Source organism: Rhodospirillaceae bacterium, assembly GCA_018660465.1.
Classification (GTDB): Bacteria; Pseudomonadota; Alphaproteobacteria; order Rhodospirillales; family JABJKH01; genus JABJKH01.
Map to the genome: position 1 here is coordinate 39,202 of JABJKH010000072.1, position 23,401 is coordinate 62,602.

21 protein-coding genes are annotated in these 23,401 nt (G+C 51.9%); 19 read left to right on the top strand and 2 right to left on the bottom strand.

Annotation, left to right across the window (positions count from 1 at the left end; genetic code table 11):
* The first annotated feature begins 86 nt into the window (after positions 1-86).
* The 18 genes from HOM51_10775 to gloA all read left to right on the top strand — a co-directional run bounded on the left by HOM51_10775 (position 87) and on the right by gloA (position 18,186).
* A complete protein-coding gene (locus tag HOM51_10775) occupies positions 87-1,769 on the top strand; it encodes an iron ABC transporter permease (GenBank protein ID MBT5034986.1) in 1,683 nt (560 codons plus the stop codon).
* 20 nt (positions 1,770-1,789) lie between these two features.
* Positions 1,790-2,875 (top strand): ABC transporter ATP-binding protein, encoded by a 1,086-nt coding sequence (locus HOM51_10780; protein MBT5034987.1) that lies wholly within the window; start codon positions 1,790-1,792, stop codon positions 2,873-2,875.
* A gap of 211 nt (positions 2,876-3,086) precedes the next feature.
* Positions 3,087-3,983, top strand: a complete 897-nt coding sequence (rpsB, locus tag HOM51_10785) for a 30S ribosomal protein S2 (GenBank protein ID MBT5034988.1) — start codon at positions 3,087-3,089, stop codon at positions 3,981-3,983.
* 61 nt (positions 3,984-4,044) lie between these two features.
* Positions 4,045-4,971, top strand: coding sequence for an elongation factor Ts (locus tag HOM51_10790; protein ID MBT5034989.1), 927 nt, complete (start codon positions 4,045-4,047; stop codon positions 4,969-4,971).
* 195 nt (positions 4,972-5,166) lie between these two features.
* On the top strand, positions 5,167-5,883 hold the full coding sequence (locus HOM51_10795; GenBank protein MBT5034990.1) for a UMP kinase: 717 nt from the start codon (positions 5,167-5,169) through the stop codon (positions 5,881-5,883).
* 12 nt (positions 5,884-5,895) lie between these two features.
* Positions 5,896-6,465 carry a ribosome recycling factor gene (gene frr / locus HOM51_10800; protein MBT5034991.1) on the top strand — a complete coding sequence of 190 codons (570 nt, stop codon included), beginning with the start codon at positions 5,896-5,898 and terminating at the stop codon, positions 6,463-6,465.
* Positions 6,462-7,208 carry an isoprenyl transferase gene (locus HOM51_10805; GenBank protein ID MBT5034992.1) on the top strand — a complete coding sequence of 249 codons (747 nt, stop codon included), beginning with the start codon at positions 6,462-6,464 and terminating at the stop codon, positions 7,206-7,208. Before frr ends, HOM51_10805 begins: the two co-directional genes overlap by 4 nt.
* Complete coding sequence (locus HOM51_10810; GenBank protein MBT5034993.1) at positions 7,189-8,022, top strand: phosphatidate cytidylyltransferase; 834 nt, start codon at positions 7,189-7,191, stop codon at positions 8,020-8,022. The genes HOM51_10805 and HOM51_10810 overlap by 20 nt, the downstream gene beginning before the upstream one ends.
* A complete protein-coding gene (locus HOM51_10815; GenBank protein ID MBT5034994.1) occupies positions 8,013-9,218 on the top strand; it encodes a 1-deoxy-D-xylulose-5-phosphate reductoisomerase in 1,206 nt (401 codons plus the stop codon). Before HOM51_10810 ends, HOM51_10815 begins: the two co-directional genes overlap by 10 nt.
* Positions 9,219-9,337: 119 nt before the next feature.
* Positions 9,338-10,474, top strand: coding sequence for an RIP metalloprotease RseP (gene rseP, locus HOM51_10820; protein MBT5034995.1), 1,137 nt, complete (start codon positions 9,338-9,340; stop codon positions 10,472-10,474).
* Between the two features lie 116 nt (positions 10,475-10,590).
* Positions 10,591-12,825, top strand: a complete 2,235-nt coding sequence (gene bamA, locus HOM51_10825; GenBank protein MBT5034996.1) for an outer membrane protein assembly factor BamA — start codon at positions 10,591-10,593, stop codon at positions 12,823-12,825.
* A gap of 21 nt (positions 12,826-12,846) precedes the next feature.
* The gene (locus HOM51_10830; GenBank protein ID MBT5034997.1) at positions 12,847-13,446 is read left to right on the top strand and encodes an OmpH family outer membrane protein; all 600 of its coding nucleotides are present in this window, start codon (positions 12,847-12,849) and stop codon (positions 13,444-13,446) included.
* A 15-nt stretch (positions 13,447-13,461) separates the two neighbouring features.
* Positions 13,462-14,484, top strand: a complete 1,023-nt coding sequence (lpxD, locus tag HOM51_10835; protein MBT5034998.1) for a UDP-3-O-(3-hydroxymyristoyl)glucosamine N-acyltransferase — start codon at positions 13,462-13,464, stop codon at positions 14,482-14,484.
* 3 nt (positions 14,485-14,487) lie between these two features.
* Positions 14,488-14,955 (top strand): 3-hydroxyacyl-ACP dehydratase FabZ, encoded by a 468-nt coding sequence (fabZ, locus tag HOM51_10840; GenBank protein ID MBT5034999.1) that lies wholly within the window; start codon positions 14,488-14,490, stop codon positions 14,953-14,955.
* A 1-nt stretch (position 14,956) separates the two neighbouring features.
* Positions 14,957-15,754 carry an acyl-ACP--UDP-N-acetylglucosamine O-acyltransferase gene (gene lpxA, locus HOM51_10845; protein MBT5035000.1) on the top strand — a complete coding sequence of 266 codons (798 nt, stop codon included), beginning with the start codon at positions 14,957-14,959 and terminating at the stop codon, positions 15,752-15,754.
* Complete coding sequence (gene lpxI, locus HOM51_10850; protein ID MBT5035001.1) at positions 15,744-16,586, top strand: UDP-2,3-diacylglucosamine diphosphatase LpxI; 843 nt, start codon at positions 15,744-15,746, stop codon at positions 16,584-16,586. The genes lpxA and lpxI overlap by 11 nt, the downstream gene beginning before the upstream one ends.
* Positions 16,587-16,597: 11 nt before the next feature.
* The gene (gene lpxB, locus HOM51_10855) at positions 16,598-17,782 is read left to right on the top strand and encodes a lipid-A-disaccharide synthase (GenBank protein MBT5035002.1); all 1,185 of its coding nucleotides are present in this window, start codon (positions 16,598-16,600) and stop codon (positions 17,780-17,782) included.
* Complete coding sequence (gene gloA / locus HOM51_10860) at positions 17,779-18,186, top strand: lactoylglutathione lyase (protein MBT5035003.1); 408 nt, start codon at positions 17,779-17,781, stop codon at positions 18,184-18,186. Before lpxB ends, gloA begins: the two co-directional genes overlap by 4 nt.
* Positions 18,187-18,269: 83 nt before the next feature.
* Here gloA and gltA read toward each other — a convergent pair whose 3' ends face one another.
* Positions 18,270-19,577, bottom strand: a complete 1,308-nt coding sequence (gene gltA, locus HOM51_10865; protein MBT5035004.1) for a citrate (Si)-synthase — start codon at positions 19,575-19,577, stop codon at positions 18,270-18,272.
* A 116-nt stretch (positions 19,578-19,693) separates the two neighbouring features.
* A complete protein-coding gene (locus HOM51_10870; protein ID MBT5035005.1) occupies positions 19,694-21,094 on the bottom strand; it encodes a glutamate--tRNA ligase in 1,401 nt (466 codons plus the stop codon).
* Positions 21,095-21,194: 100 nt separating this feature from the next.
* Between HOM51_10870 and HOM51_10875 the strand changes: the two genes are divergently transcribed.
* Positions 21,195-23,306, top strand: a complete 2,112-nt coding sequence (locus tag HOM51_10875) for a DUF4131 domain-containing protein (GenBank protein ID MBT5035006.1) — start codon at positions 21,195-21,197, stop codon at positions 23,304-23,306.
* Positions 23,307-23,401 lie beyond the last annotated feature (95 nt).

Sequence of the window (23,401 nt, forward strand, 5' to 3'; positions counted from 1 at the left end):
AAACCGGGCCCCGTTATTTTTTTAATTCTTAAAATACAGGGGATGGCTTGAATTCTTCTTCGCGCAGTAATTTTGGCGTGACGGCAATGGGCCTGGCCATCGGCCTGTTCTTGGTCACGTTTTTGATCATTCCCGTTGCGACTGTCGTTGTCGTCGCGTTCCAGGACCCAAATACCGGGGCGCTGACGCTGATCAATTTCGTTGATTTCTTTAATACATCTCTGTTCCAGGAATCGTTCCTGAATTCGCTTTATGTCGCGTCCATGTCAGTGGTGTTGGCGACGTTCATAGCGCTTCCATTGGCCTATTTCACCACTCGGTTTAATTTCGGCGGCGCGGTGCTCATACAAACATTGGGCATTGTCCCCTTGATCATGCCCCCGTTTGTCGGCGCAGTCGCTATGTTGCTGCTGTTTGGTGAGAACGGTTCGGTTAATCTGCTGATCAGCGAATGGTTTGGTTTCACAATCCCCTTCATGGAGGGGCTGAATGGCGTCATTTTAGTTGAATCCATCCACTACTTTCCGTTCATCTTGATAAATCTATCTGCGGCGTTGTTGAACATTGACCGTGCGATGGAAGAATCTGCGCAAAACCTGGGGGCCAGTGGGACGCGCCTGTTTCGCCGGATTGTCTTCCCGCTGGCAATGCCCGGTTATGTCGCCGGGGCATCGTTGGTGTTTCTTAAGGTGTTTGATGATTTAGCGACCCCCTTGTTGTTGAACATCAACAACATGCTCGCCCCCCAGGCCTATTTGAGAATTTCGTCGATCGGTATTTCCGACCCGATGGGGTATGTAATCTCGGTGATCCTGGTCGCATTTTCCTTGTTTTCTCTGTGGGTGTCGTTCTTGGCGCTCAAGGACAAAGATTATTCCACCGTCCAAAAAGGCGGCGGGGGGCTGATGAAGCGCGACCTTAAGCCTTGGGAAAAAATTGGCTGTTATGCGGTAATCTTTCTTATTTTAGGAATGGTTCTCTCGCCACATATTGGCTTGGGGCTATTATCATTTGGAACCGTTTGGTCATATAGTGTGCTTCCGGACGCGTTCACGTTCGCGCATTATGAAAACATGTTCAGTTCTGCGGGGCAGTATATTTCGAACACCCTTCTTTATGCCGGCCTGGCGGCCTTGATTGATGTCATCTTAGGTACCGCCATCGCCTATATTGTTTGGCGCACGGGAATGGTGGGCCGAAAGTGGTTGGACTTTATCGCCATGGGCGCGGTCGCAGTCCCGGGGGTGGTCTTGGGCATCGGCTATTTACGGACCTTTGTTGAATTTAACGTGCCGATTGTGGATAAGCCGTTGGCGTCGTGGTGGGTGATCATTGTTGTTGCGTTGGCGATCCGGCGCTTGCCGTATGCGCTACGAGCCTGCATGGCGGCCTTGCAGCAAGTCAGTGTTATGCTGGAGGAAGCGGCTGAAAATCTTGGGGCGACAAAGTCGCGCACCGTGATGCGCGTGGTTGTCCCGTTGATGACGGGCGGCATCCTGGCAGGATTTGTTACCAGCTTCGCCACAGCGTCAGTCGAGTTGTCGGCAACCATCATGTTGGTATCAGCGGAATCAGACGCGCCCTTGGCTTACGGTATTTATGAATTCATGCAGTCGGCTGCGGGACGAGGGCCAGGGGCAGCGCTCGGCATTGTCGCAGTACTGATCGTCGGGATCGCCACCTATGTTTCACATCGTGTAATTGAGCGTACTGAGAAACAACGCTCTAGCGGCGGTGTGCGTGTTGCAGAACAAGCAGGAGCTATCTAATGGCCGAATTAGAACCCAGCATCAGGACTGACGCTGTCGACGTTGTGATTGAGGACCTTAGTTTATCGTTCGGTGAGACGGAGGTTCTGAAAGGCGTAAACCTGACCATTGAGCCGGGCGAATTCTTCACCTTCTTAGGTCCCTCTGGATCAGGTAAATCGACCCTGCTTCGTGCCATCGCCGGATTTGGGCCTACTCCTGGTGGTAAGATACTGATTGGAGGCGATGATGTAACTAAATTGGCACCCTGGTCGCGTAACGTCGGCATGGTCTTTCAAAGCTACGCCCTTTGGCCCCACATGACAGTGCGCAAGAACGTCGCCTTCGGTTTGGAAGAACGGAAGATACCAGCTAAAGAAATCAACGCGCGGGTTGACGATGCACTTAATTTGGTCGGGCTGTTGGATCTGGCGGATCGCCGTCCCTCCCAGCTTTCAGGCGGACAGCAACAACGCGTTGCGTTGGCTCGAACGATTGTCATCGAACCCCGGGTTCTCTTGCTTGATGAGCCATTGTCGAACTTGGATGCAAACCTTCGAATTCAGATGCGCCGGGAAATCCTCGAACTACAACGTAAGCTAAAGCTTACAACGATCTTCGTCACCCACGACCAGGAAGAAGCCAACACCACGTCGGACAGGATCGCTGTGTTGGATCAAGGGGTTATTCAGCAGGTTGGCTCCCCCATCGAACTTTATGACGAGCCCGTTAATCGCTTTGTCGCTGATTTTTTAGGTACTGCCAATTTACTAAATGGACGGGTAACGACTGATAATGGAAAGGCTGTTTTTCACTCAGATGGTGGAACGATTCTTCCTTTGCCCGACAACGACATTCAAGGGGGCGAGAATCGTACCGCCATGTTCCGACCGCAGGATTTAACCATTCAAGGGGCGGGGGGCGATGCTTTAGAAGGGGAGGTCGCACTCTTGGGCAAAGTCGAGCACCGAGAATTTCTAGGCAACCTGGTTCGCTATGCGGTCACTGTTGGGGAGCACCTAATCGCGGTAGATGATTCTCATAGTGCCGGACGAAAGACCTTTAAAACGGGGGATAATGTTGCGCTGAACTTGGCGGTGGAGCAGGTTCGAGTCCTGCCTAATTAGTGCCCCATCGCGAGTTCTGTCTTTTCATCGCCGTTCTTGCCTTGCAATCCGTGAACCCACCCTGTACTAACCCTCCCGCACAGCGAAGTCGCTGATGCAAATTCACACGCGGGCTTTCGGCCCCGGCGCAAATTCGCCGGACAAGTCGATCCGGTGTCCTGAAAAAGGACAACGTCCGCGGAGGTTTAACCGGAGAAGAGGAACTAAAGACATGGCTCTGCCATCATTTACCATGCGTCAGCTGTTGGAAGCAGGCGTTCATTTCGGACACACCACACGTCGTTGGAACCCAGAGATGGGGCCGTTCCTGTTTGGATCGCGTAACGGCATTCACATTATTGATCTTCAGCAGACCGTGCCTTTATTGCACCGCGGCATGCAGGCAGTGCGCGACGTCGTTAAAGCCGGCGGACGGGTACTGTTCGTTGGCACTAAGCGTCAAGCCAGCTCGCGGGTTGCAGATGCGGCCAAGCGTTCTGGTCAGTACTACGTCAACCACCGTTGGCTCGGCGGCATGATGACCAACTGGGATACGATTTCGAAATCGATCCGCCGACTTAAAGAATTAGAAATCCTGTTGGCTGATGAACAGGTCCAAGGTCTTACCAAGAAAGAACTGTTAAAGCTGACGCGCGAAAGCGACAAGCTTGAACGGTCCTTGGGCGGCATCAAAGACATGGGCGGTTTGCCAGATATTCTGGTCGTGATCGACACCAATAAGGAAGGCATCGCCGTTGCCGAAGCCAACAAGTTGGGTATTCCCATCGTTGCTGTGATCGACAGCAACTCCAGCCCTCGCGGAATCGATTACCCGGTACCGGGTAATGATGACGCCATCCGCGCGATCTCGCTGTATTGCGACTTGATGGTCGGTTCTGCGCTTGATGGTATTCAAGAAGAGATGACCGATGCAGGTGTCGATTTGGGTGCAAGCGAAGAAGCGCCCGCCGAAGCATTGCCCAAAGAAGGTGTTGCTGAAGCTGCTGCAGAAGAAGCCAAGCCGGAAGCTGCAGCAGAAGAAGCGAAACCTGAAGAGGCACCAGCTGAAGAAGACAAGCCTGTAGAGGTTAAACCTGAAGACGCTGAGGCTGCTCCCGCATCTGAATAAAAATTGAAAATAATGTGTATTTTCAACGTATAAAAACCTTCTCTTATGAAAGAGGATTAAAATGGCACAGATAACAGCCGCGCTTGTTAAGGACCTTCGCGAGAAGACCGGCGTGGGAATGATGGATTGCAAAAAAGCTCTCGGCGAAACCGATGGGGATCTAGAGGCAGCAGTTGATTGGCTGCGCACCAAGGGACTGGCATCGGCCGCTAAGAAGGCGGGTCGGATTGCCTCTGAGGGTCTTGTCGGCATGGCTGTCGATGGCACCAAAGGGGCGATGGTTGAAGTCAATTCCGAAACCGACTTTGTCGCTCGTAACGAGACCTTTCAGAACTTCGTTTCGACGTGTGCCAAGCTGGCACTGACGACAGGGGATGATATGGATGCCCTTAAGGCTTCTGATTTCCCTGGAAGCGATCGCACGGTCGAAGACGAATTGACCAACATGATCTCCACCATTGGAGAGAACATGAACCTTCGCCGGGTTGAGACCGTATCGGTGAATTCCGGCGCGGTCATTTCCTACATGCACAACGCCATCGGCGACGGCATCGGCAAGATTGGTGTTTTGGTTGGTTTGGAATCCGATGCTGACGGTGCTGCTTTAGAAGGCACAGGCAAGCAATTGGCGATGCACGTGGCAGCGGCCAACCCGCAATCGATCAGCCGGGATGATCTTGATCCTGATCTGGTTCAGCGTGAACGCGATGTTTTGAGCCAGCAGGCCCGCGACAGCGGTAAGCCAGAGAACATCATCGAAAAAATGGTCGAAGGCCGGATGCGTAAATTCTACGAAGAATCTTGCTTGGTTGATCAGACCTTTGTCATTGATGGCGAAAGCACGGTCGGTAAAGTTATCGAACAAGCGGGCAGCGATGCCGGTGGTTCGATCAGTGTTGCCAAGTTCGTTCGTTATTCCCTGGGTGAAGGCTTGGAGAAGAAGGATGAAGACTTCGCCGCCGAAGTCGCAGCTGTAAGCGGCGGTTGATTAATTTGGGTTTGTCCCCGATTCGCCCGGTTTTTGGGCGGGTTCGGGGTTGTGGGTAATTTTTCATCCCCGGAATTAGCTCTGAAACCCATAGTAGGAGGGAGCTTCGGGGGCTTTGCGTTCCTCTAGTTGTTTGCCTTCATGAACGGCTTTAACATCCGTTAACTGTAATTGGGGGCTCTGCGGGTAATCCTTATGGCATCCGAGCCGAAATACCGCCGCGTTTTATTAAAACTCTCCGGTGAAGCCCTGATGGGGCCAAAGGACTTCGGACTCGATTCCGGAACCGTTGATCGTATTACCGATGAAATCAAAGCCGTGCACGAGATGGGAGTTCAGGTCTCTCTGGTGATTGGCGCTGGAAATATCTTTCGCGGCGTTTCAGAGGCTGCTGAGAGTATTGAGCGTACCAGTGCCGATTATATGGGGATGCTGGCCACAGTGATGAATGCGCTGGCGGTCCAGAGCATGCTGGAAAGTAAAGGTGTTGAGACCCGGGTTCAGTCAGCCATTCCAATGGCGACGGTGTGCGAACCGTATATTCGGCGCCGTGCGGTTCGGCATATGGAGCGCGGGCGGCTGGTTATCTTTGCGGGTGGTACCGGTAATCCTTTTTTCACCACTGATACGGCCGCTGCTTTACGCGCCGTTGAAATGGGCTGCGACGGTCTTTTGAAGGGGACACAGGTCGATGGTGTCTATAGCGCTGATCCAAAAAAAGTCGCAGATGCTGAACGTTATGATTCACTTTCCTATCAAGACGTGATATCCCGCGACTTGAGAGTCATGGATACGTCGGCGATTGCGTTGGCGCGTGAGAATGATTTACCGATTTTGGTATTTTCCATTCACACGCCGGGCGCATTTGCTGAAATCGTCCATGGCGGCGGAACGTATACAATAATTCAGTAGGGGGCGGGGACCGTGGCGGATACAAATTTTGCTAAGACGAAAGCTGACCTGCAACGTAGGATGGATGGTGCGGTGGAAGTGTTACACCAGGAATTCGCCGGCCTGCGAACTGGACGCGCCTCAATCAGCTTGCTTGAACCCATAACCGTCGATGCTTACGGATCGAACATGCCAATGAACCAAGTCGGCACGGTCAGCGTTCCTGAACCTCGGTTGTTGACCGTTCAAGTCTGGGACAAAGGGTTGGTCAAGGCTGTCGAAAAAGCAATCATGGAATCCGGTCTTGGTTTAAATCCAGCGACCGAAGGCCAACTGATCCGCGTGCCAATCCCCCCGTTGACGGAAGAGCGTCGCGTCGAATTGACGAAGGTCGCCGGAAAATATGCCGAAGAAGCGCGGATTGCGGTTCGAAATGTCCGACGACACGGCATGGACGATCTTAAGAAAGGCGAAAAAGACGGCGATATTTCTAAGGATGAGCACCACGACTATAGTCAGGAAATTCAGACTTTGACGGACAGCATCATCAAGAATATTGACGAAACTTTGGCGAACAAAGAAAAGGAAATTATGCAGGTATGACCCTGGTTTCGGCAGCTAAATTAAAAATTTCAGGCGGTGTGCAAGCGCCGACGCATGTTGCCATCATCATGGATGGAAATGGACGTTGGGCGAAAGCACGCAATCTCCCTCGGATCGCTGGCCATAAGCGGGGGGCTGAGACAGTTAAGACGATCGTGCGTGCTGCTGCGGATTTAGGCGTGTCTTATTTGACGCTTTATGGTTTCTCATCAGAAAATTGGAACCGGCCCGAGGACGAAGTGAGGGGCTTGATGGGACTGCTAAGGTTCTATTTACGGAATGAAATTAATTACTTACACAAAAATGGAGTGCGCCTTCTAATAATTGGGGATCGGGATCGTTTGGATGACGATATCGTAAACTTAATAGAGGATGCTGAGGCGCAAACAGCTAAAAATACGGCCATTACGTTGGCCATCGCGTTGAGTTACGGGGGTCGCTCTGAAATCACCCGGGCTGCGCGCATATTAGCGACACGGGTGGCAGCGGGTGACATTAGCCCAGCTGATATTGACGAGGGGGCATTGGAAGAGAGTTTGTTAACGTCGGGATTTCCCGACCCGGACCTACTCATTCGGACCAGCGGCGAAAAGCGCATCAGTAATTTTCTGTTGTGGCAGACGGCTTATTCAGAGCTGATATTCGTCGATACACTGTGGCCGGACTTTTCCAAGGAAGATTTAGAAAACGCTCTCATCGAGTTCCAGGGACGAGAGCGGCGCTATGGCACCATCAGCCGGTAAGGACCTCTCAAACTTAACTTTAAGAATTATTTCCGCATTGGTATTGGCCCCTGTGGTATTGGCTGCGGCCTATGTCGGCGACGGTTTCTTTCTCTTCCTCGTCGGCATTGTCGTCTACCTTCTTGGTTTGGAATGGGCCTCAATCAGTATAGGCCGTATGTTTGGCTTTGTTCCCGCAATGGTGTGCGCGGGGCTCATTGGCTCAGTAGCCTTTGTCGGACTGGGGCATCCCGAAACCGCATTTATAGCGCTTGCCGTCTCAGTAGCGATCGTATCGATTAACCCCACAAATTCCCCGGGGCCGTCTGGTAGAAGAGGATGGCTGGCGTTTGGGGTGATCTTTATTGGTACTTCGTTTGTGGCATTGCTGCTCATGCGAGCTGATAATCAATTGGGTCGAAATTTCATATTCTGGTTATTTGCGGTTGTTTGGTCTTCGGACACAGGGGCGTATGTATTTGGTAGGGCCATCGGCGGTCCAAAATTGGCACCAAATATTAGTCCAAAAAAAACCTGGGCCGGGTTTTATGGTGGCTTGGCGAGTTCAGCCCTTGCCGGGGCTTGCACCGCGGTTCTTTTGGAGGGGCCGAGCATCTTAGGGCTTGCGGTGTTTAGTGCTGTGGTTGGTTTTACGGCGCAGATGGGAGATTTATTGGAATCCTGGTTTAAGCGGAAGTTTTCGGTTAAAGACTCAGGTAAGATAATTCCCGGCCACGGTGGCTTGTTTGACCGAGTTGATGGCCTGATGACTGCGGTGCTATTTTGTGCCGCCGTGTGGGGACTAGAAAAAGATTGGATTGCGAGATGGCTCTAACCCAGACGGCTCCCGAAATTGAGGCGGCTCCGGAAATTGAGACCGCACCGCGACATGTGACAGTTTTAGGGTCGACAGGATCGGTTGGTGCGAACACCATTGACCTCATTCGGCGCAATCCTGGCCAATTCGTTGTTGAGGCATTGACCGCGAATAGCAACGTCAAGGCGTTGGCGGAGCAAGCCAAAGAATTTGGCGCAGCGCTCGCGGTGGTTGCCGACCCAAACTACTATCAGGACTTAAAAGACGCACTGGCGGGTACCGACATTGAAGCTGCCGCGGGGCCTGACGCTCTTTTAGAGGCCGCGGCCCGTCCCGCTGATTGGGTAATGGCCAGTATTGTCGGCACGGCAGGTCTGCCGCCGACATTGGAAGCTGTCAGGCGGGGGGCTGTAATTGGCCTCGCCAACAAAGAATGCTTGGTGTCGGCAGGCGATTTCATGCTGCGCGAGATCGAAAAACATGGCGCGACCATGCTGCCGGTGGATTCAGAGCATAACGCGATATTCCAAGTTTTAGACTTTGATCATCCTGAAACCATTGACCGAATTATCCTCACCGCGTCCGGCGGGCCGTTCCGAACCACACCTATAGATGAATTAGAGGACGTCACACCTGAACAAGCAGTGGCCCATCCAAATTGGGACATGGGCGCAAAAATTTCCGTAGATTCTGCGACCATGTTCAATAAAGGCTTGGAATTAATCGAGGCCTATCACTTGTTCCCCGTCACCGAAAAACAGATTGAAATCGTGGTCCACCCGCAATCGGTGATCCACAGCATGGTTGGTTATGTGGATGGTTCAGTGCTGGCGCAGTTGGGAACCCCCGATATGCGCACACCAATTGCCTATTCACTAGCCTGGCCGTCGCGGATGGATGCTGCGGTGGAGCGCCTGGACTTTGTCAAGAACTCAACATTGACGTTCGAGACACCGGACCCAGAAAAATTCCCAGCCCTGCGGCTCGCCCGCGAAGCATTGCAGACGGGGAATGGTGCAGCCACAGTCATGAATGCCGCAAATGAAATTGCCGTCGCGGCGTTCCTGGGGCGGAAAATCGGATTTCTGGACATTGCTCGGGCGGTTGAAAAAACCATAGATCAAGCGCCAAAAGCTCCGCTGAATTCCTTGGATGATGTGTTTGAATCTGACCGGGCAGCACGAGAGATTGCGAAGGGCTTGATCCCGGGATAATCTAATTTCGAAAAAAATTCCCATAAGAGCTTGGTTTGAGGTAAAAACAGACCAAATTAGAATTTGAGAAACAATTATGTAGGTGTGGGCTGAACAGCCTTCGGATCGGAATATTTATAATGGAAGCTTTGATTTTCTTTTGGGACTACGTGGTCCTATTTTTAATTGTCCTTACCGTACTCGTCTTTGTTCATGAATTAGGGCATTTCCTCGTCGCCCGATATAACGGCGTTCGGGTTGAGGTGTTCTCCATCGGGTTTGGGCCAGAACTGGTTGGTTGGAACGATACCAAGGGAACGCGTTGGCGGATTGCTCTGCTGCCTTTAGGCGGCTACGTCAAAATGTTTGGCGAGAGCGATGAAATAGAGGTTCCCAACGAAGAAGACGATGACGAGGCCGAAATTAAGACCCGTAAAATGACCGACGAAGAAATCGCAGTTTCGTTCCACCATAAAAAGCTAAAGCAGCGTACCGCGATTGTGTTCGCCGGACCCTTGGCTAATTTTGCTTTTACGATATTTGTGTTGGCAGGGCTATTCGCCGTCGTCGGCATACCCAAGCCGTTATCCTACGTCGGCGGTGTGGTCGAAAAAAGTGCTGCGGCGGAAGCGGGCTTTAAGACAGGTGACCAGGTTACGGCGATTAATGCCGAAGCGATCAAATATTTCGACGATCTCCGGCGTATTGTCGGCAATAGCGCCGACAGTAAACTGAGCTTCAACGTGACCCGTGACGGTAAGGACGTTGTGCTAAGCGCTATTCCACGAGCGAAGTCTTATACCGGGGAAGATGGCGCTCAGAAATCCCGCGGCATGTTGGGCGTGCGCTATGATCCTGAAAAAATCGTGTACGAAAGACTTAATCCGTTTACCGCAGTTTGGCGGGGTGTGGAGCGGACTGCGGCAATGACGATGACGATCCTTTCGACATTAGGACAAATGATCGTTGGCGATGAAAATCCGCAGCAATTACGCGGCGTCCTAGGTATTGCACAAATTTCTGGTGATGTTGCCCAACGCGGCTTTGTCGAGGTAATATTTTTTATGGCCGCTTTATCTCTTAATTTAGGGCTTATTAACCTATTTCCCATACCCATGTTGGACGGAGGTCATTTGGCTTTCTATGCAGTTGAGGCCATTCGGGGGCGTCCTTTGGGAGAAAGAGCGCAAGAATACGGTTTCCGATTCGGTCTGGGTCTGGTATTGCTGCTTTTCCTGTATGCGACCAGGAACGATATATTGCATTTTATGAATTAAAAGTGTTCGGGTTTCGTACATAGCTCGGCACGTGAATAAAAATATTGGGGGTTTTCTTGCGGCGTTTCTTTCGCATCTGGGCGCTAGGGCTTTTATTTCTACTCTTCGCTCCATTCATACATGCGGCTCACGCGCAGTCGGGTGGTGTCGTTCGCAATGTCATTGTTGAGGGCGCACAGCGTGTAGACCCCGCTACTGTTCGATCTTACCTGCTTCTGCGTAGCGGTGATACGTTCGACCCTGCGCGAATTGACCGTTCCTTAAAAAGCTTGTTTGCCACCGGAATCTTTGCCGATGTTTCGTTGCAAAGGAATGGCGATGACTTAATTGTCACTGTGATCGAAAATCCAGTGATCAATCGAATTGCCTTTGAAGGCAACGATAAGTTTACCGATGATGCCTTAAATGAAGAAATGAATCTTCGGCCTCGGGTTATCTACACCCGGACAAAGGTACAGAAAGATGTCAAACGCATGCTCACGCTCTATCGGCAAAGTGGCCGATTTGCGGCCGTGATTGAGCCAAAGCTGATCAAGCTGGAACAGAACCGCGTTGATATCGTCTTTGAGATTAATGAGGGAAAGCCCACGGATATTCAGAATATCCGTATCGTCGGCAACACAAAGTTTAAGGATTCTCGGCTGCGGCAGGTCATTCAAACGGAAGAAACGCGATGGTGGCGGTTCTTAAGTTCTACGACAAGTTACGATCCTGATCGTCTGACGTTGGACCGGGAACTCCTGCGCCGATTTTATTTAAAAAACGGATACGCGGACTTCCGGGTGATTTCCGCCTTGGCAGAATTGACGCCGGACAGGCGCAACTTTTTCATTACCTTTACGGTTGAAGAAGGCGAGAGATATAAGTTTGGTAAAATTGATGTTGATACCAGGCTTCGAGATCTAAAACCCGAACAAGTCAAACAAGTGATCGAGATCGAACCCGGCGCGTGGTATGATTCGACAAAGATAGATAAGGGTGTAAACCGCATAACATCACAGGTCGGTACCTTGGGGTACGCCTTTGTTGAGGTTAGGCCGCGTGTACGTCGCGACCAAAAAACGAAAACAATTTCAATTAAGTATGAGATCAATGAAGGTCCGCGGGTGTTCGTTGAGCGGATCGACGTCTCCGGCAACGTACGCACTTTGGATAAAGTCATTCGCCGAGAATTTAAATTGGTCGAAGGCGACGGATTTAATGCAGCGAAGATGCGCCGGTCTCGTCAGCGACTGCAAAATTTGAACTTCTTTGAAAAGGTAGCTGTTGAACAAGTGCCTGGCAGTGCGCCTGACAAGAATATTATTAAAGTTTCAGTCGAGGAAAAATCGACAGGATCTGTCTCATTCGGTGCGGGATATTCGTCGACCAATGGTCCTTTGGCGGACGTCGGTTTGGAGGAAAAAAACTTCTTGGGACGGGGCCAACTGGTTAAATTTAATATAGTTATTGCTGCTGAAAAAAGCCAAGTGGACATTGGGTTTAGAGAGCCATATTTTTTAGGTCGGGAAATTACCGCTGGCGTTGATATATTTAGAACCCGGACAGACCGACAAGATACGAGTTCGTTAGATACGGACGAATATGGTGCCAGTACTTTATTCTCCTACCCGATCCTTGAATCGCTCTCCCAAAGATGGGGGTATTCCGTTAAACAAACGAAAATTACCGATGTATCTTCGAATGCATCTCAGGTTATCATTGATGCCCAAAATGATAATAAAAAAAGGTTGATTTCGGAAATCAGACACACTCTAAGGCTTGAAAAACGGGATAATATTGTCAATCCTACCGACGGATATACTGTTGGATTTACAACGGCTTATGCGGGGCTAGGGGGGGATGCCACTTTCGTACGAAACTCATTAAGTGGGAAATATTTTTATCCTGTTGCTGATCAATGGGTATTCTCACTCGTCGGTTCAGCGGGCTGGGCAATTGGGGTCGGTGAAGAAGTTAGTTTCTTAGACCGACTCTTTCTTGGCGGAAGCAAGGTCAGAGGCTTCGATTCCGCAGGTATCGGTCCTCGTGATAACGTAAAGGGTGACGCTCTGGGGGCAGAGTGGGTCTATTCGGGGCAAATTGAGCTTGATTTTCCGGTTGGCTTGCCTGATTCGTTTCGTGTGACCGGTAAAGTATTCACCGACTTTGGCAGTGCCGGCGGCATCGAAGAAGCGAATCCCAATGGCTCATCAATTGACAAGAGTTCGTCCTTCAGAGCATCGGTAGGTTTTGGATTTCAATGGGTATCACCTTTCGGTCCGGTGGGGTTAGATTTTGCCGTTCCGTATCTTAAGGAAGAATTCGATCAAACAGAATTCGTTAGATTTAACTTTGGCGCCCGACTTTAGGCCCGAAATTAGGAGAGTATAGTGAAACATTTTTTCCTCGTAATGGTCAGTGTTGTTTTGTTAGGTGCTGGACTTTCGACCACGTCAAATGCTCAGCAGAAAACGTCAGCGCCGAAGCAACAAGCTGGAACACAACTCGTTATCGCCTTTATTGATAATAAATACATGCTTTCTAATGCCGCTGTATTTAAGGACGTGACCGCGCAGGTTCAGAAATTTCGGGTAGCCGTCCAGGCAGATGTTCGCAACGAAGAAGAAGCTCTGCGCAAGGCGACTGAGGACTTAAAGCGTAAACGTCAAGTACTGTCGGCCGATGCGTTCAATGCTGAGCGTGAAAGGTACCAAGACAGAGTAGCGTCCTTACAGGCCCGAGTAGATCGTATTCAAAAAGAGTTTGCCCGTTCTGAACAAAAAGTTATGGGGAAAATTCGTGGCGTTGTGAATGAAATAATTAGCAAAATAGCGACGGAATTGAACTTGATCCTGATATTGCGACGCCGTGACATTACCTATGGGCATCCATCTTTGGATATTACCAAGCATATAGTTACACGCCTGGATAAAAGATTACCTAAGATTCAAGTCCCTGATCCTCGTAATAGTCGGGCGCTTGGCAAGTAATACGGTAAATAAGGGATGGCCGATCCGAAATTCTTTACCAAAGCTGGGCCCTTTACGCTTGCCCAATTAGCGAAAATTTCCGATGCGGTGATATCAGGCCCTATAGTGCCTGAAACGATGTACAGTGATGTTGCACCGCTTGATACAGCCGTGTCCCACCATGTTAGTTTTCTCGACAACACCCGGTATACAGATGCGTTCCGTGTCAGTCGAGCTGGGGTTTGCATCATTCGTCCAGAGTATGCGGATACGGCACCTGCGGGTATGGCCCTGTTGACGACACCTGATCCGTATCGGGCTTATGCCAAGGCTGCGACGGCGTTTTATCCACTGCCTATGGCTTCTGGAGAGATATCTCCAGCGGCGCAAATAGATGACTCAGCAGAAATTGGTGAGGGCACCGAAATTGCTGCGGGGGCAGTGATCTCGGCCCGAGCAAAAATTGGCGCGCGCTGCCGCATTGGTGAAAATTCAGTCATTGGGTCTGGTGTTATTCTTGGCGATCATGGTTCTGTCGGGGCGTGTGCCTCCCTGGCGTACTGTGAAATTGGTGCGCGGGTGCTGATCTATCCTGGTGTCCGAATCGGTCAGGATGGCTTTGGCTTTGCGCCCGGTGCAGAAGGACATTTGAAGGTGCCGCAGTTGGGCCGTGTGATCATTGGCGACGATGTAGAAATCGGCGCAAATTCGACAATAGATCGTGGTTCAGGACCTGATACAATAATCGGCAGCGGTGTCAGAATTGATAACCTCGTCCAAATCGGTCATAACGTGCAGATTGGTCAGGGATGTATCTTGGTGTCACAGGTCGGCGTCTCTGGTAGTACGGAGATTGGTGATTTCGCGGTGCTTGCCGGTCAAGTCGGCGTTGCCGGACACTTGAAGATCGGTGCAGGTGCTAAGATTGCGGCACAAGGTGGGGCAATCCAAGACGTTCCCCCTGGTGCGGAAGTTGGGGGAACACCGACAGTTCCGGTACGCCAATGGTTACGGACGGCAGCTTATATGAATAAATTGATGAAGAAAAAAGGCAAGTAGGACATGGATGCGGGCTCGGACGCGACGACAAACACGGAATTAGATATCAATCAAATTATGGACCGGATACCGCATCGGTATCCAATCTTGTTGATTGATCGTGTCATTGATCTTGTTCCTGATGAACGCGCCACCGGTATCAAGAACGTCACCTTCAACGAACCACATTTTCAAGGTCACTTCCCGACCCGCCCGATTATGCCCGGGGTCATGATCGTTGAAGCCATGGCACAGACGTCTGCGGTCTTGGTAGTGGAAACCCTAGACTTGGTATCACAGGGAAAACTTGTGTACTTCATGACCATCGATAACGCGCGTTTCCGGAAACCCGTTACGCCGGGCGATGTCTTACTGGTTCATGTCGAAAAGGTGCGGAACCGGGGACCTGTGTGGAAATTTAAGGGCGAGGCCAAAGTTGGCGATGCTCTCGTCGCTGAAGCAACCTTTTCTGCCATGATCGTGGATGAGTAAAATGACAAATATACACCCAACTGCAATCGTTGATGACGCCGCCACGGTCGGTGAGAACGTCTCCATAGGCCCTTACACCATCGTCGGACCCAATGTGACCTTGGACGACGGTGTGAAGCTGATGTCGCATGTGGTGGTGGAGGGGATTACGTTGATCGGTGCCAATACAGTGGTGTTTCCATTTGCTTCCCTTGGTAACCCGCCACAGGATTTAAAGTACAAGGGTGAGCCCTCAAAACTGGAAATCGGCTGCAACAATGTTATTCGCGAACAGGTCTCCATGAACCCGGGCACTGAAGGCGGCGGCATGGTGACAAAAATTGGCAACAACTGCCTGTTCATGGTCGGTGCGCACGTCGCCCATGATTGCATCATCGATGACCATGTTATCCTCGTGAACAACGCGACCCTGGGCGGCCATGTTGAGATCGCTGAATGGGCAATCATCGGTGGGCTATCGGCAATTCATCAGTTCGTTAGAATTGGTCGCCACGCCATGGTCGGTGGCATGTCAGGAATTGAAAACGATATTATCCCTTATGGGTCCGTCATCGGAAACAGGGCGCGTCTACAAGGCCTCAATATTGTTGGCTTGAAACGTCGAAATTTCTCTCGCGATGTGATCCATTCCTTGCGCAACGCCTATCGTTTATTGTTTGCCCAGGAAGGCACAATGACCGAGCGCCTGGATGACGTTGCCGAGATGATGAACGATGTCGAACCGGTTATGGAAATCGTAGACTTCATGCGTGCCGACTCGTCGCGCGGCATTTGCCAGTCGTTGGAAGATGCCGCCTGATTCAAGCCTGCCGAAGTTGGGGATCATTGCAGGCGGGGGCGGGCTCCCATTGCAAGTCATTCAAGCTTGCCTGCAAAACCGAAGAGATTTCTTCGTCATCGCCTTAAAAAATCAGACCGACCCCGCCACTGTTGATGCAGTTCCCCACCAATGGATTCCCTTAGGAAAATCGGGTAAGGCGCTGAAAAAATTAAAGGAACAAAATGTATCTGACCTTGTTATGGTTGGTTCGGTATCGCGCCCGACATTTTCTTCCATTGGTTTGGATTTGTGGACGACGAAGTTTTTGGTCAAGGCAGGTGCTGCGGCATTAGGAGATGATGGCTTGCTCGGTGCCCTCGTTCGTGAGATCGAAAAGGAAGGGTTCCGAGTTGTTGGAGTAGAAGAAATCATGCCGTCGTTAATTGCGCCTTCTGGCATCTACGGAAAGCACTCACCGGATGAACAGGCCCTGGCGGATATCCGGCGAGGGGTAGAAGTTGCACGCGGCATTGGTGCTCTGGACGTCGGACAAGGCGCTGTGGTTCAAGAGGGCCTGGTATTGGGTGTCGAGGCCATCGAAGGGACAGATCGGCTTCTAGCGCGCTGTAAAGAGCTGAAGCGGGATGGCGCGGGGGGTGTCTTGGTCAAGCTTAAGAAACCAGACCAGGAATCTCGCGCTGATCTTCCGACCGTCGGTGTGGAGACAATCAAACAAGCTGCCGATGCAGGATTGCGCGGTATCGCAATTGAAGCGGGAAACACTCTGGTCGTTGACCGGGAAAATGTAATCGCCGAAGCGGACAAGGCAGGCTTGTTCGTGATTGGCATCGATGTGGAGAATGAGACGTGAATACAAGTTCGGTGCACGCACCGCTGATTTTTCTAATTGCCGGGGAACCTTCGGGGGACGCGTTGGGTGCCAACTTAATGGCGTCCTTGAAAAAAGAAACCAAGGGCCGAGCGCGGTTTGCCGGCATCGGGGGACCTAAGATGGCGGCAGAAGGGCTTGAAAGCCTGTTCCCGATGGAAGAGCTATCGGTTATGGGGTTGTTTGAGATACTGCCGAAGATTCCAAGATTACGTTTTCTGATCAACGAAACCGTCAGCCAAATTGCAACTCTGCGTCCCGATGCCTTGGTCACAATTGATTCGCCGGGCTTTACACTCAGGGTTGCTAAGAAAGTAGCAGGACTTGGATTTCCCCTTGTTCACTACGTTGCGCCATCGGTCTGGGCATGGAAACCGGGGCGAGCCAAGAAGATTGCCCGTTACCTGAACCACGTACTGGCACTGTTGCCGTTCGAGCCGAGCTACATGCTACGGGCGGGATTATCCTGCACCTTTGTCGGCCACCCTGTTTTGGAAAGCGGCGCGGATAAAGGCGATGGCCCCGCCTTTCGAAAACGTCATGACATTCCTGAGAACGCCAAATTGATCTGCATGTTGCCGGGCAGCCGAAAAGGCGAAATTCAACGCTTGATGCCGGTCTACAGTGAAGCCCTTGGTTTGCTAAAACAGCGCTATCCCGACCTCCTTGCCGTGGTGCCATGTGTTGAAGCGCTTGCCAGCGAGGTTATGGCCAGTGCGTCCCAATGGCCGGTGCCAGCCTTGGTGCTGGAAACACCCGATCAAAAGTACGATGCCTTCGCCGCGTCGGATGCTGCGATTGCCGCTTCTGGGACCGTGACCCTGGAATTGTCCATGGCCAGCGTACCGACTGTGGTTGCTTATAAAGTGCACCCCCTGACCGCTTGGGCGGTGATGAAATTGGTGCGGGTGAACTTTGTTTCATTGATTAATATTCTCTTGGAACGCCCTGCAATTCCAGAATATTTACAAGATCGATGTGTGCCAGGAGCTTTGGCGTCTGGGATTGAGGAATTTTTTGAAGACGAAGAAGTTCGCGCCACCCAGGCCAAAGCCATGGCCGAAGGATTAGATATGATCGGACCGGAAGGCGCGCCGCCAAGTGAACGTGCGGCGGCGGCCGTAATGGAAGTGATGAAGAAATTTCGCAAAGACCAATTAGGGAAGGATTCAGAATGAGTGACTCAGATAAAAACTTCAGGCTCCTGCATACGATGATCCGGGTGAAGGACCTGGAGAAGTCGAAGGATTTTTATACCCGCCATCTCGGCATGACGGTCCTACGGGAGAAAGAATTCCCGGGTGGTAAATTCACCCTTTGCTTCGTCGGCTATGGGGACGAGGACTCTAATGCGGTTGTTGAATTGACCTACAACTGGGACCAAGAAGAACCTTATGAGCTTGGTAATGGGTTTGGGCATTTGGCGATTGCAACGCCAGACGTGTATGCCACCTGTGAGCAGATGGAAAAGGAGGGTGTGAGAATTCCGCGTCCTGCCGGTCCGATGAAACACGGCACCCGCATCATCGCGTTCATCGAAGACCCGGATGGGTATCAGATTGAATTGGTCGGACGTGATTAACTAGGTAACGTCTAACGAACAGTAAAAAGGCTGGAGGAACAATGTCCTCCAGCCTTTTTTATGGGCTAAATTCGGTTGAAGGATTAGCGTTTATCGACCGGTACGAAGGGCCTTTCACTGGCACCGGTGAAGAGCTGACGCGGGCGACCGATGCGCTGGGTCGGGTCCTCAATCATCTCATTCCACTGGGCAATCCAGCCAACAGTCCTGGCAACCGCGAACAGCACGGTGAACATGGATGTCGGAATTCCGATCGCTCGGAAGATGATGCCGGAATAGAAATCGACGTTCGGATAAAGCTTCCGTTGGACAAAGTAATCGTCTTCAAGGGCAATTCTTTCGAGTTCTACGGCCATTTCAAGTAACGGATCGTCTTTCACGCCTAATTCATCAAAGACCTCACGGCAGGTTTCTTGGAGAATTTTTGCCCGCGGGTCGTAGTTCTTGTAGACCCGGTGGCCGAAGCCCATCAGACGGAACGGATCGTCCTTGTCTTTGGCGCGTAAGACGGCTTCACCGACCTTATCAACCGAGCCGATTTCACCCAACATCTGCAACACGGCTTCATTGGCACCACCATGGGCAGGTCCCCAAAGCGATGCGATCCCGGCCGCAATACAGGCAAACGGGTTGGCACCAGAAGATCCAGCTAATCTCACTGTTGATGTTGACGCGTTTTGTTCGTGATCGGCGTGCAGGGACATGATTTTGTCCATCGCACTCGCGACCACGGGGCTAACTTTGTAGTCTTCCGCCGGGTGGGAGAACATCATGTGGAGGAAGTTTTCAGCAAAGCCCAGTTCGTTCCTGGGATAGACGAAGGGCTGGCCAATCGAGAATTTGTAGGCCATCGCTGCAATCGTCGGCATTTTAGCAATCAGCCGGTGCGACGAAATCATGCGATGTTCAGGATCATTAATATCCAAGCTGTCATGATAGAATGCAGATAAGGCACCAACGACGCCACACATGATGGCCATCGGATGCGCGTCACGACGGAAACCCGTGAAGAAACGGTGAACCTGATCATGGACCATCGTGTGGTTGGTAATAATACTATCAAAATCAGCTTTTTCAGTCGCGTTCGGCAAATCACCGTTCAGAACCAAATAACAAACTTCTAAGAAATCAGCGTTATCGACGAGTTCAGCGATAGGGTATCCGCGATACAACAGAATGCCTTCTTCGCCATCAATGTAAGTAATTTCAGATTCACAACTGCCGGTCGACGTGAAGCCAGGGTCATAAGTAAAATGACCTGTCTGTGCATACAGCTTGCTGACGTCAATGACGTTGGGCCCGATGTTACCCTGATACACCGGCAACTCATAATTATCGCCAGAGGCGTTGTCTGTCAGTGTGAAGGTGTGATTGGCTGTGGTTTTTGGCATATTGATCCTCCCAGTCCGTTGGCGGTCTCAGCGTTACTTCCCATCCCAGGCCGTCGCGTGATCCGTCCGTTGATATAAATGTTTTTTGTTCGCTACTGTTTTAAACAAATTCCCAATCAATTCAAGACATCGTCGAGTCGACCTAAGGATTCTTCGCGCCCCAGGACGGCCATAACATCAAACATTCCGGGCGAAACATGGGTGCCCGTCAGGGCCGCGCGAAGCGGCTGCAGAAGCTTGCCAAGCTTGAGGTCCTGTGCCTCTGCTAAGTCTCCGACGGATTGCTTCAAACGATCTGCCGACCAGTCGTCAATATCGGCCAAAGCGGCGTGAAGAAGGCACAGTTTTTCAATCCCGTCCTCCGACAACAGCGTGGTTGCTTTCTCATCCATAGTCAAAGGACGTGTCTTGGCATAAAATAGTGCACTATCAGCGAGTTCTATAATTGTCTTCGCACGTTCCTTTAAGTCATCCAGCCCCTTGTTTAGCCAGATTTCAGTACCTTCTGCGACGCGACCACCAAGCTTTTCCGTGATCACGGGCAAGATGAATTTACTGAGCCGTTCATTGTCACCATGGCGGATATAATGGCCGTTCAGGCTGGTTAATTTGTCAATGTCAAAACGCGCTGGTGACTTGCCGACGCCGCCCAGATCAAACCATTCTACAGCCTGCTCGCGAGAGATAATTTCGTCGTCGCCATGACTCCAGCCAAGACGTAACAAATAGTTAAAAACAGCTTCGGGCAGGAAGCCATCATCGCGGTAAGCTTCGACACCCAGGGCACCATGTCGCTTTGATAGTTTGGCGCCATCTGCACCATGAATAAGCGGGATATGGGCAAACTCAGGACGCTCCCAACCAAGCGCATCAAACAACAAGGACTGGCGAAACGCATTGGTCAAATGATCGTCGCCACGGATTGCATGGGTGACCCCCATGTCGTGGTCATCGATGACCACGGCCAGCATATAAGTCGGCGTTCCATCGGCGCGCATTAGCACCATGTCATCGAGTTGATTGTTAGCAACCCGAACCGTGCCTTGGACCAGGTCCTCAATAACGGTCTCGCCCTCATTAGGTGTTTTAAGCCGGATGACGGGATCAACGCCGTCTGGAGCCTCAGAGGGGTCGCGGTCACGCCAGCGTCCATCATAAAGGGCCGTCGTTCCCTTCGCCCGCGCTTCCTCGCGCATTTGGGTCAGTTCTTCCGGCGAACAGTAGCAGCGGTAGGCGTTGCCCTCTCCTAATAGACGCTCGACAGCGGCCTTGTGGTCTTCAACCCTTGCGAACTGCGAAATCGCATCCCCATCCCAGTCCAGTGCCATCCATTTGAGACCGTCAAGAATGGCGGCCACGGCATCGTCGCTCGAGCGCTTGCGGTCGGTGTCTTCGATCCTCAGCAGGAACTTGCCACCATGGTGACGGGCGAACAGCCAGTTATACAGTGCTGTGCGCACGCCGCCGATATGAAGGAATCCGGTGGGCGAGGGGGCAAAACGGGTGACAACGGTCATGAATTGATCTGTTATGCTGCGGTTGAAGAGAGTGCCAGTGATGTAGCATATTTTGGTTGTTGTCCAGCAGAGTGTTTTAAAGGTCTGAGAGAACGTGCCTATGATTTTTGCCCGTATATCCGAGATGGCGTTGGAGGAGCAGGATCGCTGGGTGCTGTGGGTTCCCGTGCTGTTCGGGCTCGGCATTGCAATTTATTTTGCTTTACCGACCGAGCCGGTCATTTATGGCGGGATTCTGGGGTTAATTGCGATCGTTGGCATCGGCTATCGCGGACGCAGTAATCGCATCATCCTGTGGTGCGCGATCCTCATTGGAATAATAATCGCCGGTTTTTCAGCGGCACAATACAGAACCGCGTCGATCGACGGTCCGATCTTGTCCCGAGCCGTTGGTCCGACGACGGTGACAGGGCAGGTGGTCCGGGTTGAACTTTTCCCTACCGGGTCCCGGCTAAGCCTCCAAAAACTGCGCATTTCTGGGGTTGGTCCGGCGGAGACCCCCAACCGCATTCGTCTTCGGGTAAAGACCTCCAAAGGGCCGGATGTTGGGCCTGGCGACTGGATCAGAATTCGCGCCCGTATTACGCCTCCGCCGCCCCCCGCAATGCCAGGCGCATTCGACTTTCAGCGCCAAGCCTATTTTAAGGGACTGGGCGGTGTCGGGTTCAGTTATGGCGCACCTACAATTCTAACACCGGCAAAAGAAACCGGCGTTATGTCCTTGATTCTTAAGATAACATCTCTTCGACAGGAATTGGGCACTCGAATTTCTGCGGCCTTATCTGGTGACACCGGGGCCGTCGCACGGGCCTTGATGCTGGGGGACCGGACCGGCATTTCCAAGAAGACCATGGAGGCGATCAGAAATTCAGGGCTGGCGCATCTACTGGCAATTTCAGGACTGCATATTGGCCTCGTCGCGGGGCTTTTATTTTTAGGGATTAGAGGCCTGTTCTCGCTGATCCCCAGAGTATCGCTTTATTACCCCGTCAAGAAGTGGGCGGCGGCCTTGGCGCTGCCAGGCGCGTTTGCCTATGCGGTAATAACGGGTGGGTCCGTGCCGACGGTCCGGGCATTACTGATGTTCAGTCTCGTTTTGCTGGCGGTGATCCTGGATCGGCGCGGATTGTCGATCCGGCTGGTCGCTTGGGCAGCGCTAATTGTCCTTATATTTCAACCGGAAAGCCTGTTAGGCGCTAGTTTCCAACTTTCCTTTGCAGCGGTGACTGCGTTGATCGCCGGGCATGAAGAAATCACACGGCGGCGGCGCTACCAAGAAGGCGAACGTCCGTGGTGGCAGCGCTTTGGCTTTGTGTATTTAGCGGGTGTTGCGCTTACAACCGTGATTGCCAGCACGGCGACTGCGCCCTATGCACTGTTTCATTTCAATAGGTTCGCCGATTATGGATTATTGGCAAACCTGATGGCCGTGCCGGCGACCGCGCTTTGGATCATGCCGTGGGCGTTGCTGGCATTTGTGCTGATGCCCTTGGGATTGGAAGCCCTGGCGCTGCACCCAATGGGGTGGGGAGTAAATTTGGTCTTGGATGTTGCACATTTCGTGGCCGGGATTCCTGGCGCAGTTACGGTCCTGCCGTCAATGCCGACCATTGGTATAGCCGCGATGACCCTTGGCGGGCTGTGGTTGTGCTTGTGGCGCGGTAGGTGGCGACTGTTCGGTGGTGTCGGGGTCGCCGCCGCGCTGATCAGTATAACGTTAGTCCAAACGCCCGACGTCATTGTCGATGGCGAAGCGAAATTGATGGCGGTGCGGACGGCGGACGGTGGGTTGGCGGTATCGTCCTTGCGAACGGCGCGGTTCAATCGTGAGATCTGGCTTCGAAAAGCCGGAGTGACAGAGGCATCGGTCTGGCCCAAGACCGGGCGAAATACCGAACAGTATCTGACATGCGATGGGGTCGGATGCCTTTACAAGAGGGCTGGTCGGGTCGTGTCTTTGACCCGGGTCCCGGCGGCCCATAGCGAAGACTGCTGGACCGCAGACGTGCTGATTAGCCTGGTGCCGGTTCGCATTGTTTGTCGCGGACCGAACGTGGTCATCGACCGCTTTGATCTTTGGCGAAACGGGACACATGCGATTTGGCTGAAGGGTGCAAAGATCATTGTCCGTTCCGTGAATGAAGATCGTGGGCACAGGCCGTGGGTCGTCAGGCCTGTTTCCAGGAGCGAGAGGAAAGGATCTAGCTCCTAACCGAATATTTTTAAAGAGTATTCAAGTCCGAATTCGATTCGATTATGTAGTGAATTTATTTCGCCATAACTTATTGAAATTATGTCGATAATTTA

Bases quoted from the DNA above. Each gene is read 5' to 3' on its own strand.
- HOM51_10775 (MBT5034986.1), top strand. From the start codon at position 87: ATGGGCCTGGCCATCGGCCTGTTCTTGGTCACGTTTTTGATCATTCCC.
- rpsB (MBT5034988.1), top strand. From the start codon at position 3,087: ATGGCTCTGCCATCATTTACCATGCGTCAGCTGTTGGAAGCAGGCGTT.
- HOM51_10790 (MBT5034989.1), top strand. From the start codon at position 4,045: ATGGCACAGATAACAGCCGCGCTTGTTAAGGACCTTCGCGAGAAGACC.
- HOM51_10795 (MBT5034990.1), top strand. From the start codon at position 5,167: ATGGCATCCGAGCCGAAATACCGCCGCGTTTTATTAAAACTCTCCGGT.
- HOM51_10805 (MBT5034992.1), top strand. From the start codon at position 6,462: ATGACCCTGGTTTCGGCAGCTAAATTAAAAATTTCAGGCGGTGTGCAA.
- HOM51_10810 (MBT5034993.1), top strand. From the start codon at position 7,189: ATGGCACCATCAGCCGGTAAGGACCTCTCAAACTTAACTTTAAGAATT.
- HOM51_10815 (MBT5034994.1), top strand. From the start codon at position 8,013: ATGGCTCTAACCCAGACGGCTCCCGAAATTGAGGCGGCTCCGGAAATT.
- rseP (MBT5034995.1), top strand. From the start codon at position 9,338: ATGGAAGCTTTGATTTTCTTTTGGGACTACGTGGTCCTATTTTTAATT.
- lpxD (MBT5034998.1), top strand. From the start codon at position 13,462: ATGGCCGATCCGAAATTCTTTACCAAAGCTGGGCCCTTTACGCTTGCC.
- fabZ (MBT5034999.1), top strand. From the start codon at position 14,488: ATGGATGCGGGCTCGGACGCGACGACAAACACGGAATTAGATATCAAT.
- lpxA (MBT5035000.1), top strand. From the start codon at position 14,957: ATGACAAATATACACCCAACTGCAATCGTTGATGACGCCGCCACGGTC.
- lpxI (MBT5035001.1), top strand. From the start codon at position 15,744: ATGCCGCCTGATTCAAGCCTGCCGAAGTTGGGGATCATTGCAGGCGGG.
- gloA (MBT5035003.1), top strand. From the start codon at position 17,779: ATGAGTGACTCAGATAAAAACTTCAGGCTCCTGCATACGATGATCCGG.
- gltA (MBT5035004.1), bottom strand. From the start codon at position 19,577: ATGCCAAAAACCACAGCCAATCACACCTTCACACTGACAGACAACGCC.
- HOM51_10870 (MBT5035005.1), bottom strand. From the start codon at position 21,094: ATGACCGTTGTCACCCGTTTTGCCCCCTCGCCCACCGGATTCCTTCAT.
- HOM51_10875 (MBT5035006.1), top strand. From the start codon at position 21,195: ATGATTTTTGCCCGTATATCCGAGATGGCGTTGGAGGAGCAGGATCGC.